General features: G+C 68.2%; 17 protein-coding genes. 5 read left to right on the plus strand and 12 right to left on the minus strand.

Annotated elements, in window-relative coordinates; translation table 11 throughout:
- Positions 1-148: 148 nt before the first annotated feature.
- Entirely contained in the window at positions 149-310 is a 162-nt protein-coding gene (locus ASD06_RS18835; RefSeq protein ID WP_157371584.1) for a hypothetical protein, read from the minus strand.
- Positions 311-554: 244 nt separating this feature from the next.
- On the opposite strand from ASD06_RS18835, the gene ASD06_RS07575 reads away from it, so the two are divergent.
- Positions 555-1,067 (plus strand): hypothetical protein, encoded by a 513-nt coding sequence (locus ASD06_RS07575; protein ID WP_157371585.1) that lies wholly within the window; start codon positions 555-557, stop codon positions 1,065-1,067.
- Here the strand turns inward: ASD06_RS07575 and ASD06_RS07580 are convergent.
- The 7 genes from ASD06_RS07580 to ASD06_RS07615 form a co-directional block, all read right to left on the minus strand.
- Positions 1,064-1,252 (minus strand): hypothetical protein, encoded by a 189-nt coding sequence (locus tag ASD06_RS07580; RefSeq protein ID WP_056675223.1) that lies wholly within the window; start codon positions 1,250-1,252, stop codon positions 1,064-1,066. The two genes, ASD06_RS07575 and ASD06_RS07580, sit on opposite strands and share 4 nt — an antisense overlap.
- Before the next feature lie 154 nt (positions 1,253-1,406).
- Positions 1,407-1,661 (minus strand): helix-turn-helix domain-containing protein, encoded by a 255-nt coding sequence (locus tag ASD06_RS19970; RefSeq protein ID WP_056675226.1) that lies wholly within the window; start codon positions 1,659-1,661, stop codon positions 1,407-1,409.
- Positions 1,662-3,371: 1,710 nt separating this feature from the next.
- The gene (locus ASD06_RS07590; RefSeq protein WP_056675230.1) at positions 3,372-5,105 is read right to left on the minus strand and encodes an AIPR family protein; all 1,734 of its coding nucleotides are present in this window, start codon (positions 5,103-5,105) and stop codon (positions 3,372-3,374) included.
- A 70-nt stretch (positions 5,106-5,175) separates the two neighbouring features.
- On the minus strand, positions 5,176-5,424 hold the full coding sequence (locus ASD06_RS19975) for a helix-turn-helix transcriptional regulator (protein ID WP_082537825.1): 249 nt from the start codon (positions 5,422-5,424) through the stop codon (positions 5,176-5,178).
- A 583-nt stretch (positions 5,425-6,007) separates the two neighbouring features.
- A complete protein-coding gene (locus ASD06_RS07605) occupies positions 6,008-6,814 on the minus strand; it encodes an exodeoxyribonuclease III (protein ID WP_200941960.1) in 807 nt (268 codons plus the stop codon).
- Between the two features lie 21 nt (positions 6,815-6,835).
- The gene (locus ASD06_RS07610; RefSeq protein WP_162248056.1) at positions 6,836-7,294 is read right to left on the minus strand and encodes a CAP domain-containing protein; all 459 of its coding nucleotides are present in this window, start codon (positions 7,292-7,294) and stop codon (positions 6,836-6,838) included.
- A 163-nt stretch (positions 7,295-7,457) separates the two neighbouring features.
- The gene (locus tag ASD06_RS07615) at positions 7,458-8,675 is read right to left on the minus strand and encodes an NADP-dependent isocitrate dehydrogenase (RefSeq protein ID WP_056675242.1); all 1,218 of its coding nucleotides are present in this window, start codon (positions 8,673-8,675) and stop codon (positions 7,458-7,460) included.
- 122 nt (positions 8,676-8,797) lie between these two features.
- On the opposite strand from ASD06_RS07615, the gene ASD06_RS07620 reads away from it, so the two are divergent.
- From ASD06_RS07620 to ASD06_RS07630, 3 genes are read left to right on the plus strand one after another with little or no spacing between them, the layout of a single operon-like run.
- Positions 8,798-9,379 carry a hypothetical protein gene (locus tag ASD06_RS07620; RefSeq protein WP_157371586.1) on the plus strand — a complete coding sequence of 194 codons (582 nt, stop codon included), beginning with the start codon at positions 8,798-8,800 and terminating at the stop codon, positions 9,377-9,379.
- A gap of 31 nt (positions 9,380-9,410) precedes the next feature.
- Positions 9,411-9,863: a DUF421 domain-containing protein gene (locus ASD06_RS07625; protein ID WP_056675243.1), complete on the plus strand. Its 453-nt coding sequence runs from the start codon at positions 9,411-9,413 to the stop codon at positions 9,861-9,863.
- A 49-nt stretch (positions 9,864-9,912) separates the two neighbouring features.
- Complete coding sequence (locus tag ASD06_RS07630; protein WP_056675246.1) at positions 9,913-10,902, plus strand: malate dehydrogenase; 990 nt, start codon at positions 9,913-9,915, stop codon at positions 10,900-10,902.
- 33 nt (positions 10,903-10,935) lie between these two features.
- On the opposite strand, the gene ASD06_RS07635 is transcribed toward ASD06_RS07630, so the two are convergent.
- Together ASD06_RS07635 and ASD06_RS07640 are read right to left on the minus strand one after the other, a co-directional pair.
- Positions 10,936-11,202: a DUF3017 domain-containing protein gene (locus ASD06_RS07635; RefSeq protein WP_056675249.1), complete on the minus strand. Its 267-nt coding sequence runs from the start codon at positions 11,200-11,202 to the stop codon at positions 10,936-10,938.
- The gene (locus tag ASD06_RS07640) at positions 11,199-12,080 is read right to left on the minus strand and encodes a bifunctional methylenetetrahydrofolate dehydrogenase/methenyltetrahydrofolate cyclohydrolase (protein ID WP_056675252.1); all 882 of its coding nucleotides are present in this window, start codon (positions 12,078-12,080) and stop codon (positions 11,199-11,201) included. Before ASD06_RS07640 ends, ASD06_RS07635 begins: the two co-directional genes overlap by 4 nt.
- Positions 12,081-12,144: 64 nt before the next feature.
- On the opposite strand from ASD06_RS07640, the gene ASD06_RS07645 reads away from it, so the two are divergent.
- A complete protein-coding gene (locus ASD06_RS07645; protein WP_056675255.1) occupies positions 12,145-13,059 on the plus strand; it encodes a hypothetical protein in 915 nt (304 codons plus the stop codon).
- A 20-nt stretch (positions 13,060-13,079) separates the two neighbouring features.
- Here ASD06_RS07645 and purH read toward each other — a convergent pair whose 3' ends face one another.
- Positions 13,080-14,660: a bifunctional phosphoribosylaminoimidazolecarboxamide formyltransferase/IMP cyclohydrolase gene (gene purH / locus ASD06_RS07650; protein WP_056675258.1), complete on the minus strand. Its 1,581-nt coding sequence runs from the start codon at positions 14,658-14,660 to the stop codon at positions 13,080-13,082.
- Complete coding sequence (purN, locus tag ASD06_RS07655; RefSeq protein WP_082537893.1) at positions 14,657-15,277, minus strand: phosphoribosylglycinamide formyltransferase; 621 nt, start codon at positions 15,275-15,277, stop codon at positions 14,657-14,659. Before purN ends, purH begins: the two co-directional genes overlap by 4 nt.
- Between the last annotated feature and the right edge of the window lie 13 nt (positions 15,278-15,290).

The following is a 15,290-nucleotide window of genomic DNA, read 5'->3' on the forward strand; positions in this document are numbered from 1 at the left end:
ATCTGGGACACCAACCCACCAGGCCCACCAGGCCCACCAGGCAGCAACCCACCAGACCCACCAGACCAGCCGCTACCGCCCCACCGCGCCAACGACCTCATCCACCGCCTCGTGCGGCAGTGGGTCGCACCCAGGCGCGAGTAGAGCCCTACGCGACCAGGTGAACGTCGTAGTCGACCACCACCGCGGCGTGGTCGCTCCACCGCTCGGCGTAGCTGTGCGCGCGCCCGGCCTCGGCTTTGACCGCTCGAGCGCCGAGAGCCGCCGTCGCCAGCTGGTAGTCGATCCGCCACCCCGCGTCGTTGTCCAACGACCTCCGCTATCTCACCAAACGTCGACTACACGCTGACCTGCGTAAATGCGCGATTTGATCTTGATCACGGCGGCCGCGCAGCCCATGCCAGGGGGTGTTACGGGCACACATGCGGCCGCCCCACACCGACTCAAATCCTCAGGTCGCGTCGCCCCGAGCTCGCTCTTCCACACTTCCCGCCAAGAACAAGAGACTATAGTCTCGTTGGGTGAATAGGCGTCGCCGGAGGCCGGACCCAGCCGTGGAGGCCTTCCTGGCATGCCACCCAGCACCGGCCGCCCCCACTCGCTGGGTCAGAGAGACCAAGGCTGACGGGCGTGACTACTGGGCGGCAGTGGACGCGCCGGTGGTCACCTTCGAAGAGGCCTGGGCGCGGTACCACCACTTCATGGCCGAGGCCGTGCTCTGGATGATCCAGGAGGGGCGCTGGCCTGAGTGGAGTTGGGACGACGACTGCGTGGCGCTGCACGCGTCCGTCGACGACAGCAGGGCCGGGACGGTGGCGGCGGAGAAGTTGTGGATCAGAAAGCTACTTCTGGGCGAGGCCCTCGAAGGACAGCACGTTGCGGACCCAGTCCCCCGTGTGTTCGCGACGAGCGCGGATCTGGATAGAGCGCGGACACAGGCACTCCGATCGGACCTCGATCAAGAGATCCATCGCGCATGGAGTAGTTGGCGTCGAGCGGTCGAGGCAGTCCGTGACGGCGGTCTGGCAGCGCTTGCGGAGCTCGCCGAGGAGAACGACGGCGTCTAGCCCTCGCCCTCCAAGTCCGCGGCCACATCGACAAAGGCCTGCCAGGCGTCCCGGAGCCGCTCCCGCTCCGCTACGGAGAGCCCGTCGCCGGCCGTCGTAAAAGCCACGTCTTCCGCGACGTCCGCGAGCGCCTCGGCAGCCCGCTGGTAGGGGGTTGACGGGTAGACCGAGTTGGCCCTACTCATTGGCCGTCCTCATGTCCTGCCCCGCCCGCCGCATCGCCGAAGCCTCTGCCACGGCAATGACTATAGTCACGCACGCTTACCGCTTTGCAACGATGCCTGCGCAGGCTTGGGAGCGGAGAACCCCTCCCGCTGGCTTGTCGTCAACCAGGGGCCGTCAGTCATCAGCGTCTAGAACGTCGGCCTCGACCCTCGCGACCACTTCCGCCATGGTTAAGCCCAGGGACCACGCCAGCCGTGCCGCCACCTCGAGGGTCATGCGGCGCTTGCCGGTCTCGATGAGCCCGATGCTGGTTCTGTGGAGCTCGGCCTCCTGGCCGAGCCGCTCCAGCGACCACCCTCGCGCCAGCCTGGCCTCTCGCAGTACCTGGGCTATACCCCTCGCGAAGTCTTCGTCACGACGGGTTGGCACACGTTGAACCTAGGTGGCGGTGCGCGGACAATCCATGCCACTATAATGTCGCTCGCAGAAAATCCGCCCTATTTGCCGGCACTGCTACCAGGCAGTTATGCGACCAGCTGATCTTGATTGACGTGGTCAGGATGCCATGCCGCAGCACCGCCACAGGCGACGATTCAGGGGGTGGAGGCGTTCCGTTCTGGTTCCGTCTGCCCCGTCAAGGACCCATACGTTCGCTCTTCGTTTGCCGGCTCGCCTGACGGTCATCCAGTCCTTGATGTAGGCGCTGCAGCAGTTGCCGTCCCCGAGCTTGGGCGCCGACGCGACCTAAATCGCAGGGACACCGCCCCTCCAAGGACGATCAGGCTGAGGTCACGCAATGCGTTTCCCACCTGCTGGCCATTCACGTTAGTGACGGCTATCGCAGCGTCCCAATCGGGGAGTGCCTGCTCGCTGGCCACGAACGTCAACGTATCCCCCCGGTTCACACCGACGCCTCTCACGATGCGTGGAGATGCTTGGTTCTTCTCACTCAGACCCCATGTTGGAAACTCTACGACCGTTCCTTTCCGCATCGCGCCCTGCGCCTCCCGGGAAACATCGTCGAATGAAGCCCACGCTGAGTTTCCCGGCCCCTCCGACATACGAACGCCATACCCGGTCTCGTAGTCTCCTGTGCGGAAGAATGAGTTGGAAACCGGAACGCGGATCTTCTCGCCGTCCGCGGGACAAACGACGGTAGCTACGGGACTGGGGAGATCCAGTATGTCCATGCGACAAGTCGGCGGAACCTCCGAAGGCACTGCCCCCACGACTGTCCATTCGACGTGCAGGTACCCAGCGATGGCCCTTAGCTCCAGGCTGCCGTCGGGTTGAACTCGGACCGACGGCGGGGCGGCAATGTCAACGTGCGACCACTTGGAGAGCTCTTTCCTTGGCACTCTGACACTAATGACGGGAAGGGCGCTGCTATTTGGCAGGGTCCTCGCGCTGTCATGCAGCCCGAAGATCATGCTGCCGCTCAGGCCGACGAGGGCCCACGAAAACACGACGAAGGCATCGGCGAGCCAACGGGAGATGATAATCAATGCAGCGATCGCGATCGCACTCAATCCCGTCTGCAGCATCAGTTGGGTAATCGGACGGAATCTCTCGTGCGGGTCCCACCACACCTGAGCCCAGAAAGAGATTGCCAGTCCGGCCATTGCGCCAAAGAATAGCGCGAGGAGGGCGCATACGATTGGCGAAGCCGCCCATAGCCGAGACGGCTGGTTATTGGCAACGCGCGGGCTGAGTGTTGAACGCTCTGTGGCTACAGGCTGCAGCGTCTTCGCGCTCGGGGCGCGGCCCCTGGGTGGGCCCGCTGGTGCGGTTGCCCGCCTGTGTCTCCGTTTGTGCCGATCCGGTTCATTGTCGGCGCGTCCCAGTGGCGGAGTCGATGGCACATCCGCAGGTTAGCGATACTCGAGGGACGTCGGTCGTATGCGCGAAGTCGCTTTGGCCGTGCGAGGGCCCCGAAGACGGGGGGGGCTGCACGAACGGCTGACAGTTGAGGTCAGGCGGCCTGGGCGGCGGTTGTGGTCATGATCAGCTCGTATTGACCGGGGTCGATCATCCGATGGCGGCCCGCCTTCGACGGCGGTGATACACCCTCCGAGCATGCAAAGGCAGCGAGACGACGTCTTGACGACGAAGTGCTCTAAGGGCCACAGGATGCCCAGGTCACTTCATAGGCGCGATCCACCAACCCCTTCCCGCTCGCGTACCCCTCCGTGCCTTCGCGATCTGGGTCACATCGGACGTGAACGACTGCTGCTTCGTGAAGTCGCGGGTCAACTCGGAGCCGCCAGCAGCCTCTAGCACGACTTCGCCCGCCTGGCGGTAGAGGTCGCCGGCAGCATCGTCCGCCCACAGCACTCGGCTGAACGCCTCTGCTGCCTTCTCCTGCCTTCTGCTATTCATGGGACCCACCTGATCACCGAGTGCCAGATGCCTCACGGCATGCAGGACGTGGTAGCGGGCCGGCCGCAACGCTCGATCCAGGGACTGCGCCCTGAACAGCGATTCCAGCTTGTACAGCGCTAGTGCGCTCGCATAGTAGTTCTCGAGCTTGTGGTCATCATCGAAGACTCGCTTACCAACCTGGGTATATAGCGTTGAATAGTACCGGGTGGCCCGATGTGCCTCATCGAGAAATACCGATGCGAAGGCCTTCACGAGCTGCGCACGTGTGATGATCTTATACCGAGGTACGCCGGACATACCTGAATACTGCTGTGAGCGCCGCTCGTAGTACAACCGCCTCGAGTCCTCGAAAGTGGCGAAGTAGTCCTCGAGCTTCTTCTGGAAGGACAGAAGTGCGTATAGGTCTTCCTTTGCAACCTTCGTCTGACTGTTGGTTGCTGCAGTGATCGTATTAGCGATTTCGTCACTTTGTGTGATCACCAGGCGCACTGGAACTGACACCTTATCCAATGAGTCTGCCAAGTTGAAGAGAATGTTGGACGTCTGACAGCCGTTCACGATCTGGAAATCTTCGAGCGTGAACTCATTCGCAGTCGTGCGGAGTTGACGGCCGACGATCGTAATCCCGTTATTCAGGACGGCAAACCGATCCGCAGCCTCAATAATCGACCGCCGAATGCCATCGTTGACCTCGTTGCTCTCCCCTTGGAAGTCACGGACATTGTCTTCAAAGATTCCACGCCGAAGGTCGCCGGCCTCATCAGTGACGATGCGCAGGAACTGTGAGCCTGGCAGATAACCTAGGTAGGACTGATCGACACCGTCGATCCTTGGCAGTGTGACCTTATCGCGAAACTCGAAGCTAACGCTGACACTATTCTGGATAGCTCGATAGCGACGCTGAACATCGTCGGCCCCGACTGGCGTTACCGTTACATCGCGAAACAGCGATAGTTCTGCGAGCCGATCACGCGCGGCGTCACGGCGCAGCGAGGGTGTTCTGTCGTCCGCCCAGCGACCAGTTGTGACGTAGAAGAGATGACAGTCCGGATTGCGCTTCAACTTCGCGCCAAGCCCGAATAGGCGTTCTGCTATGTCCTTCGCCGGTCGGAGTCGCGGTGGAACGGAGTCCTCGGCGAAGAATAGGCGCACTTCTTCCCCGAAGTTCGCAATCTTCGCTCCGTCAAACTCGGGACTCGTCTTGGCTTGAATAAAGTAGAAGTCGGGTTCGACGTAGCCGTGGGTCTCTAGGATCGCCTCTAAATCATCGACCGTGGCCACGACTGTGCCACTGATTATCACGGCCACCGAGTCGATTCCGGGTGTGGAGTCGTCGCCGACGGAGACATCGTCCACTGCCAACGTGTCGTGCACTTTCGGCGAGAGGATCGAATAGGCAGCGAAGCGCTCAAACAGCCGGGCTTCGTCCATCCCAGCCAGATCCTCCGACTGGGCGTATTCAGCCACCAGCGACTTGGTGATCTTGTCCACGCGAATGTCCCCCTTTGGACGTCCACACCGAGCCGCACGCATTTGCGGCGCTAAAGGAGACTAGCAACCTTCACCCGTGGAGCAGGCGGTCCTCTGCCGCGGCTACCACTTCGGACAGACTCATGTCGACGGCCCAGGCCAATCGAGCTGCCACGTCGAGCGTCATGCGACGCTTGCCACGCTCGATCAACCCGATGCTGGTTCTGTGCAGACCTGCCTCGTCACCAAGGCGCTCGAGCGACCAACCGCGTGCGAGACGCGCCTCGCGAAGTACGTCGACTACAACCTTGGCGAACTCCTCATCACGCCTTGGCTGCACCTATTGAACCTACGGACAAGGACGCGCGTCATCTACGAGACTATAGTCTCGTAGATGACGCCTACCCCGCCCGCCGACGGCGGGCTCCCTCAACGTCGGCCCTCGACCGGACGTTCGAGCCGTGTTGGCAGCGGTTTGTTGAAGTGATGGCAGAAGGCTGGCCCCAGGCCCTGGAGGGTCGTCGACTGCCGGAGTGGTGGTGGGATGAGGAGTGCAGCCTGGCGGCGGACGACAGCACAGGCGACGACTTCGACGGCCGGGAAGTGGCAGGGCTGCGTAAATGGATCTTGCTGCTCTTGACCGCGGAGCGGACCGAAGGACGGCACATCGGCCGGTCTGCGGTGCGAGTGTTCCCAACCGCTCGGTCTCTCGAGCAGGCTCGGGGCATGGCCCTTCGGTATGGCGTGGAGCAAGATCGATGAGATTGCAGCCAGCTATGAGCGCCGAAGTACACCGTGGCTCCAGCGTTGACGTGCGCTAGTGCACGTGCCAGCCAAAGTCCTAATGGGTACGTTCGTCGTCAAACAACCACGTGCCACCACGCCGTTCCGACCATGCAGGCAGGCCAAAACACCATCCGCCGTCACATTTCGTAATCTACCGTAACCGGTGCGTGATCACTCCAGCGCTCAGCGTATGACGGCGCTCTACCGACCGTGACCCTGTGTGCCCGGTTTGCCAGTTCACGCGTCGCCAACTGGTAATCGATTCTCCATCCGGCGTCGGAGTCGAACGCCTTGCCGCGCCACGACCACCACGTGTACGGCCCGGGGCCGTCGCCGGCGAGCGAGCGGTGGACGTCGACGTACCCGCCGCGAGTCGACAGCCATCGGTCGAGATAGGCGCGCTCCTCGGGCAGGAACCCCGCGCGTCCGACGTTGCCGCGCCAGTTCTTCAGGTCGACCTCGCGGTGCGCCACGTTCAGGTCGCCCGTGACGACGACGTGGTCGCGCTCGCGTCGCAAGGCGGCCATGCGCCGTCCGGCGGCGGCGAGGAAGCGCTGCTTCACCACCTGTCGCGACGTGCCAGCCTCGCCCGTGTGCACGTACGCCGACACGACGGTCAGAGGACCGGCGTCGGTGGCCAGGTCGGCCTCCACCCACCGGCCGCAGGGGTCGAACTCTCGGTGCCCGAAGCCGTGTCGGACGTGCGCGGGCTCGTGCCGGGTCAGCACCGCGACGCCGCACCGGCCGGCGGCGTCGCAGGTGGCGTGCGCCACGTGCCAGCCCGCCAACGGGCTGTCCGCCAGCACCTCGTGCAGCTGCTGTGCCGTCGCCCGCACCTCCTGCAGCGTCACGACATCCGGTGCAGCGTCGGCGAGCCAGGTGAGGCCGCCGCGACGGGCCGCCGCGCGGATGCCGTTGACGTTGGCGGAGACGAGGCGCAGCACGGCCCCATCATGGCCGACGCGTCAGCGTCGGATGAAGTCGGCCACCGTCGTGCACAGTGACGCGCACTGGGTGCCGACACCGACCTGGGTCACCCGAGAATTCAGGATGTTGGCGCGGTGGCCCGGCGAACGCATCCACATCGCGACCAGACTCGGTGCGGACATGCGCGCCCGCGCGATGTTCTCGGCGGCCATGGTGGCCCGGCAGCCGCGCATCACCGTGTACATCGACTGGTGGTACAGCGTCGTCGACGTGCGGAGGCGAAGTGCCCACCGCTCACCGTAGGAGTCGGGGCACGACGTGTAGGCCAGCGGCCGCAGCCCGTGGCGCGAGCGCTGGTAGTTGATCGCCTGCACCACGCGGACCTCGTAGCCGTTGAGGTAGGTCTGCGACTCGGCGGCCTGAGCCGGCGCGTGCGCGGAGACGGCGACGATCCCGCTGGCCGCCACAACGAGGGCCAACGCGACACGGAGAATCACCCTGGGTAGAGCATGCATGCACCGAGGGTAGAGGGACTATCTTGAATTGACTAGTCCCATGGGAGCATTTCCGTGACCACGCGTGACGCACAGCAACGGCGCGGCGTCCTGAGGGGACACCGCGCCGCTGCGCGTCCGGCCGCGGTCGGCCGACCGCCCGTGCTCAGGCGAGCGCCGCCGCGAGGTTCTCGTCGAGCGCCGCGAGGAACTCCTCGGTCGTCAGGTAGGGCTGGTCCGGACCGATGAGCAGCGCGAGGTCCTTGGTCATCTTGCCGCTCTCGACCGTCTCGACGCAGACCCGCTCGAGGGTCTCGGCGAAGCCGGTGACCTCGGGCGTGCCGTCGAGCTTGCCGCGGTGCTTCAGGCCACCGGTCCAGGCGAAGATCGAGGCGATCGGGTTGGTGGACGTCGGCTTGCCGGCCTGGTGCTGGCGGTAGTGACGCGTGACCGTGCCGTGGGCCGCCTCGGCCTCGACCGTCTTGCCGTCGGGCGTCATGAGCACCGACGTCATCAGCCCGAGCGAGCCGAAGCCCTGCGCGACGGTGTCGGACTGCACGTCGCCGTCGTAGTTCTTGCAGGCCCAGACGTAGCCGCCCTCCCACTTCATGGCTGCGGCGACCATGTCGTCGATGAGGCGGTGCTCGTAGGTGAGGCCGGCGGCGTCGAAGTCGGCCTTGTACTCGTTCTCGAAGATCTCGGCGAAAATGTCCTTGAAGGCACCGTCGTAGGCCTTGAGGATCGTGTTCTTCGTCGACAGGTAGACCGGGTAGCCGCGCTGCAGGCCGTACGAGAACGACGCCCGCGCGAAGTCCTCGATGGACTTGTTGAAGTTGTACATGCCCATCGCGACGCCACCATCGGGGCCGTAGTTGGCCACGACGTGCTGGATCGGCTCCGAGCCGTCCTCGGGCGTGAAGGTGATCGTCAGCTGGCCGGCGCCCGGCACCTTGAAGTTGGTGGCCTTGTACTGGTCGCCGTGAGCGTGACGGCCGATGACGATCGGCTTGGTCCAGCCGGGCACCAGGCGCGGGACGTTGCTGATGATGATCGGCTCGCGGAACACCACGCCGCCGAGGATGTTGCGGATCGTGCCGTTCGGCGAGACGTACATCCGCTTGAGGCCGAACTCCTCGACGCGGGCCTCGTCGGGCGTGATGGTCGCGCACTTGACCCCGACGCCGTGCTCCTTGATGGCGTTCGCCGCGTCGATGGTCACCTGGTCGTCGGTGGCGTCGCGGTGCTCGATGCCGAGGTCGAAGTAGCGCAGGTCGATGTCGAGGTAGGGGTGGATCAGGCGGTCCTTGATGAACTGCCAGATGATCCGGGTCATCTCGTCGCCGTCGAGCTCGACGACCGGCCCGGCAACCTTGATCTTCGCCATGGGAGTGCCTCTCGTGGGGGGATTGCTTGACGTCAAGATATCGGCTCGGAGGTGGCTGGTGCCAGGCAGCCGGCGGGCCCGCTCCGGTGGCGGGGCGACGACAGCGGTCCGATCATGACCCCATGACGAGCACTGAGCAGTCGGCGCATCGTCCCGCGAACCCGATTGCCCGGCCGTGGACCGACACGGACGACGGAAGCACCCTGCGCCCGGTGCGCGACGCGCACGACGTCCAGCGCAACCGCCGGTGGCGCGCTGCCTCGGTCATCGCCCTGTGGGCCGTGGTGATCGCCGGTGCCATCGGCCTGCTCGGCGTGCGCTCGCACACGGTGCACGCAACCGGCAGCGGCTACCGCGCCGACTTCACGTACGCCTCCGTGGCCCGGCCGGGCTGGGACGTTCCGTGGCACCTCGTGATCCGCCACCCCGGCGGTTTCGGAGAGGGTCTGGTCACCGTCGCGGTGAGCCGGTCGATGTTCGACATCTACGAGACGCAGGGCTTCCACCCCTCGCCGGACTCCGAGACCGCCGACGGCGAGTACGTCTACCTGGAGTTCTCGCCGCCGCCCGGCGACACCCTCGTCGTCGACTTCGACGCCTACATCCAGCCGACCAGCCAGATCGGCCGCACAGCCACCATCAAGCTCATCACGGGTGGCCAGGAGCGGCTGCGGCTGCACGCCCGCACGCTGCTGCTGCCCTGAGCCGCAGCGGCCCCAGCGAGAGGAGCATCCGATGGAGACCGTCGTGCGCGCGGCGATCATGTTCGTCTTCCTGTGGTTCGTCACCCGCGCCGCCGGCAAGGCGACGCTCGGCGAGATGAGCAGCTTCCAGCTCGTGATGTACGTCGTGCTCGGTGACCTCGTCCAGCAGGGCGTGACGGGCCAGGACTACTCGGTGACCGGCGCCGTGCTGGCCGTGTCCGTCTTCACGGTCGCCACCGTGGGGCTGTCCTGGGTCGACCAGCACTTCCCGAAGGTGCGGCCCATCGTCCACGGTGCGCCGATCGTCGTGGTCAACGCCGGCCAGCCGCAGATGACCGCCATGAAGGCCGAGCGGCTCAGCATCGACGACCTGTACGAAGCGGCCCGCGAGAAGGGGATCGAGCGCATCGACCAGGTCAAGCTCGCCGTCCTGGAGTCCGACGGGCGCATCTCCTTCTTCACCCGCGAGAAGCAGGACGGCTGACGGCCACTATCGTCGGCGTCGCCACCTTTCACCCACCGAGGAGCGTGTCGTGAGCACCACCCCCGTCAAGGTCGCCGTCACCGGCGCCGCCGGCCAGATCGGCTACAGCCTGCTGTTCCGCATCGCGAGCGGTGCCCTGCTCGGGCCCGACACGCCCGTGGAGCTGCGGCTGCTCGAGATCACCCCGGCGCTGAAGGCGCTCGAGGGCGTCGTGATGGAGCTCGACGACTGCGCCTTCCCGCTGCTGTCCGGCGTCCAGATCGGTGACGACGCCGAGACGGTCTTCGACGGCGTCAACCTGGCGCTGCTGGTCGGCGCTCGCCCGCGCACCAAGGGCATGGAGCGCGGCGACCTGCTCGAGGCCAACGGCGCCATCTTCACCGCGCAGGGCAAGGCGCTCAACGCCGCGGCTGCCGACGACATCAAGGTGCTCGTCACCGGCAACCCCGCCAACACCAACGCCCTCATCGCGATGAGCAACGCCCCCGACATCCCGAACGAGCGGTTCACGGCACTCACCCGGCTCGATCACAACCGCGCGATCGCCCAGCTGGCGGCCAAGACCGGCGCCAGCGTGAGCGAGATCCGCAAGATGACGATCTGGGGCAACCACTCGGCCACCCAGTACCCCGACGTCTTCCACGCCGAGGTGCGCGGGCAGAACGCCGCCGAGGTCGTGAACGACCAGGCGTGGATCGAGAACGACTTCATCCCGACCGTGCAGAAGCGCGGCGCAGCGATCATCGAGGCGCGCGGCTCGTCGTCGGCGGCCAGCGCGGCGAACGCGACCATCGACCACGCGCGCACCTGGGTGCAGGGCACGGCCCAGGGCGACTGGACGTCGATGGCCGTGCCGAGCGACGGCTCCTACGGCGTCCCCGAGGGCGTCATCAGCTCGTTCCCCGTGACGGTGTCGGACGGGACGTACTCGATCGTGCAGGGCCTGGAGATCGACGAGTTCTCTCGCGCACGCATCGACGCCAGCGCCGCCGAGCTCGTCGACGAGCGCAGCGCGGTGCAGGAGCTCGGCCTCATCTGAGGCACCAGCAGTCCGGCGGCTCGGCCGCCACGGTCAGACCGTGAGCTTGACCGTGGCGGCCAGCACGGCGGCCGCGCCGGCCGCACCGGCGAGCAGCAGGACGTCAACCGCCTTGGAGCGCACCGCCACCGCGCCGACGGCGCTGGTGGGAAGCACCGCCCGCACGACCGCGGTGACGCCGAGCGCACCGGCCAGCAGGTAGCCGCCGGCGCGCAGGTGGCCCGACACGACGGCCACGACCGCGGCGGCCACGCCGACGAGCAGCAACAGCCAGGGGCCCAGGAGCCGCGGCGTCGTCACGACGCGAGCGAGCGCTCGGCCGCCTCGACCACGTTGGCCAGCAGCATCGCGCGCGTCATCGGTCCCACGCCGCCCGGCATGGGCGCCAGCCAGCCGGCGACCTCGGCGACCTCGGGCGCGACGTCCCCGACGATGCGGCTGCGGCCGGTGTCGTCGACGACGCGGCTCGTGCCGACGTCCAGCACCACCGCGCCGGGTCGCACCATGTCAGCGGTGACGAGTCCCGCGCTGCCCGCGGCCGCGACGACGATGTCGCCGGAGCGCACCACCGAGCGCAGGTCGCGTGTGCCCGTGTGGCACGAGGTGACGGTGGCGTTCTCGGGACGGCGCGTGAGCAGCAGGCCGAGGGGACGGCCGGACGTCGTGCCTCGGCCGATGACCACCACGTGGGCTCCGGACAGGCTGATGTCGTAGCGGCGCAACAGCTCCACGATGCCGCGCGGGGTGCACGGCAGCGGCGCGTGGCCGCGTCCGGACACGTCGAGCACCAGCCGCCCGAGGTTGGTGGGGTGCAGGCCGTCGGCGTCCTTGGCCGGGTCGATGCGCTCCAGCACGGCGTCGGGGTCGACGGCACGCGGCAGCGGCAGCTGCACGATGAAGCCGGTGCACGCGGGGTCGGCGTTGAGCTCGTCGACCGCCTGCTCGACGTCCGCCTGCGTCGCGTCAGCCGGCAGGTCGCGGCGGATCGAGGCGATGCCCACTTCAGCGCAGTCGCGGTGCTTGCCGCCGACGTACGCGCGGCTGCCGGGGTCGTCACCGACCAGCACCGTGCCGAGGCCGGGCGTCACCCCGCGAGCCCGGAGCGCGGCGACCCGCTCGGTGAGCTCGGCGCGGATCGCCGCAGCGGTCGTCTTGCCGTCGAGCACGCGCGCTGCCATGGCGGCATCCTTTCACGGGCCCGCTCCGGCTCAAGGCAACGCCCCGCCGTGCCGAGGGGGGGCTGTGGAGGAGTGCGCGACACCTGCTCGGCCGGCCACCGCGCCGGACGCCGATCCCTGCTGGGACGGCGCGTGGCTGCGGGGCGAGCCGCTGGACGACGTCTGGGCCCAGGCCGCTCTGCTGCGCACGGTGGCGACGCTGCCCCGCCTGCACCCGTGGCGCCTGGGCGACCAGAAGGGGTCGTCGCGCCAGCTGCAGTGGCTGGCGCGGTGCCCGCCCGACACGCAGTCCCCGACCACCCGCCCCGCCTTCGCCGTCCTGTCGGTGACGGCGCGCGAACCCGACCTCGACCGCTCGGACAGCCCCGCGAGCGCGGGCCTGGACTCCCCCGCGGCCCTGCTCGCGGCGATGGCGTTCGGTGCCGCCGTCCGGTCGGTGGGGGCGGTGACGTCGGCGGGCACCACGCCCCAGTGGGCGGGGGCCATGGTGCGGCTGCCGGGTACCTGGCTGCCGCCGGTGGCGTGGCTGCCGCGTGAGCTGCGCGACCTCGACGACCCGGGCTCGGCCTGGCTCACCGAGTCCGTCGACTTCGCCGGCCGCTACTCGGTGCACGCCGACGACCTGACGACCGCGGCGGCCCTGCTCACCCCCGCCGTGATGGCGATCGCGCTCGACGTCGTGCCGCCGCTCAGTGCCGTGACCGTGGCCGGTGACGCGCTGCACGTGTGGTGGCCCTACCGCTCGGCCACCCGGCGCGACACCGCGCGGGTGCACCGCACCGTCGAGGCCGCGCTGCGGCTCGCCGAGGCGTTCCCCAGGTTCGTGCTGGGCGACTTCCCCGACCGCAGCGGCGAAGTCGAGCAGGCCATGGCCGAGCGCCGTGCCGCGGCGGAGGCGTACCGGGCGGCACGTCGCCCCGGAGCGTCTCAAGACCCTGTGCTGCAACGGATCTACGAGCAGTCCCGCCGAGGCGACTGACCGCCACCCGCTGCGAGCGCTCAGTGGGCGAAGTGCCGCGTGCCGGTGAAGTACATCGTCACGCCAGCCGCCTGCGCCGCGGCCACGACCTCGTCGTCGCGGATCGAGCCGCCCGGCTGCACGACGGCGCGCACGCCGGCGTCGAGCAGCACCTGCAGGCCGTCGGCGAAGGGGAAGAACGCGTCGGAAGCCGCGACGGCGCCGCGCGCCCGCTCCGCGCCCGCACGCTCCACCGCGAGCCGGCAGGAGTCGACGCGGTTGACCTGCCCCATGCCCACCCCGACGCTCGCGCCGTCGTTGGCCAGCAGGATCGCGTTCGAGCGCACCGAGCGCACCGCCCGCCACGCGAACGCGAGGTCGGCGAGCGTGTCGGCGTCGGCGGCCTCACCCGCCGCGAGCGTCCAGGACGCCGGGTCGTCACCGGGCGCGTCGATGCGGTCGCCCGTCTGGGCGAGCACTCCCCCGCTCACCTGGCGCAGCTCGACGGCGTCGCGGGCGTAGCCGTCGGGCAGCTCGAGCAACCGCACGTTCTTCTTGCGAGTCAGCACCTCGTAGGCGTCGTCGTCGAACGAGGGAGCCACGACGACCTCGGTGAAGATGTCGGCCAGCCGCTCGGCCATCGCCAACGACACCGGTCGGTTCGCCGCGACCACGCCGCCGTACGCCGACACCGGGTCGCACGCGTGCGCCTTGGCGTGTGCCTCGGCGATGTCGGCGCCGACGGCGATACCGCAGGGGTTGGCGTGCTTGATGATCGCGACTGCCGGCTGGTCGAAGTCGAACGCCGCCCGCAGCGCGGCGTCGCCGTCGACGTAGTTGTTGTACGACATCTCCTTGCCGTGCAACGGGGTCGCCTGCGCGATGCCGGGCGCGGCGTCCGGGTCGACGTACAGGGCGGCGCGCTGGTGCGGGTTCTCGCCGTAGCGCAGGGTCGCGGCGCGCTCGAGAGCAAGGCCGGCGTACGCGGGCCACCACTGCGGGTCGTCGGCGAGCTCGCGGGCGCACCACTCCGCCACCGCCTTGTCGTACGACGCGGTGTGCGCGAAGGCCCGAGCGGCCAGCCGGCGGCGAGCGGCGAGGTCGAAACCGCCGTCCCGCAACGCCTCGGCGACGAGAGGGTAGTCGCTGGGGTCGGTGACGATCGCGACGCTCGCGTGGTTCTTGGCGGCCGCCCGCACCATCGACGGGCCGCCGATGTCGATCTGCTCCACCACGTCGTCGAGCCCCGCGCCCGAGCGCACCGTCTCGCGGAAGGGGTACAGGTTGCTGACGACGAGGTCGAACGGCTCGATGCCGAGGTCGGCGAGCTGTCGCTCGTGGTCGGCGTTGCGGCGATCGGCGAGGATGCCCGCGTGCACCTTGGGGTGCAACGTCTTCACCCGCCCGTCGAGGCACTCGGGGAAGCCGGTGAGCTCCTCGACCTGCGTCACCGGCACCCCCGCGGCGGCGATCCGCGACGCCGTCGAGCCGGTCGACACGATCGCGACGCCCGCACCGTGCAGCGCCGCCGCGAGGTCCTCGAGACCAGACTTGTCGTACACCGACACCAGGGCGCGACGGATCGGACGCCGGGCGCCGTCGACGGCGGGCTGCTCGCTCACGGGATGGTGACCCTTCTGTCGTTGATGGTCCAGCCGTCGCGGGACATGCGCCCCACCACGTCGACGAGCATCTCGCGCTCGACGGTCTTGATGCGCTCGTGCAGGGACTCCACGTCGTCGTCGTCCGCGACGTCGACCGCGCGCTGGGCGATGATCGGCCCGGTGTCGACCCCCTCGTCGACCACGAAGAGCGTGGCGCCGGTGACCTTCACGCCGTAGGCGAGGGCGTCGGCGGCGCCGTGCATGCCGGGGAACGACGGCAGCAGTGCGGGGTGGGTGTTGACGAACCGGCCGGCGAAGCGCGCGACGAACGACGGGCCGGCCAGCTTCATGAACCCCGCCGACACGACGAGGTCGGGCTCGAACGACGCCACCGCGTCGGTCAGGGCGGCGTCCCAGGCGGCGCGGTCAGCGTGGTCGCGCACGCGCAGCACGAACGTCGGCACGCCGGACCGCTCGGCACGGGCCAGTCCCTCGATGCCGTCCCGGTCGGCTCCGACCGCCACGACCCGGGCGCCGTACGCCGGGTCGGCGCACGCGTCGAGCAGCGCCTGCAGGTTGGTGCCCGCACCGGACACGAGGACCACGAGGCGCGCAGGGCCCGAGCGCCGCGTCAGGGTCGTCACGGAC

This window comes from Angustibacter sp. Root456 (assembly GCF_001426435.1).
Taxonomy (GTDB): Bacteria; Actinomycetota; Actinomycetes; order Actinomycetales; family Angustibacteraceae; genus Angustibacter.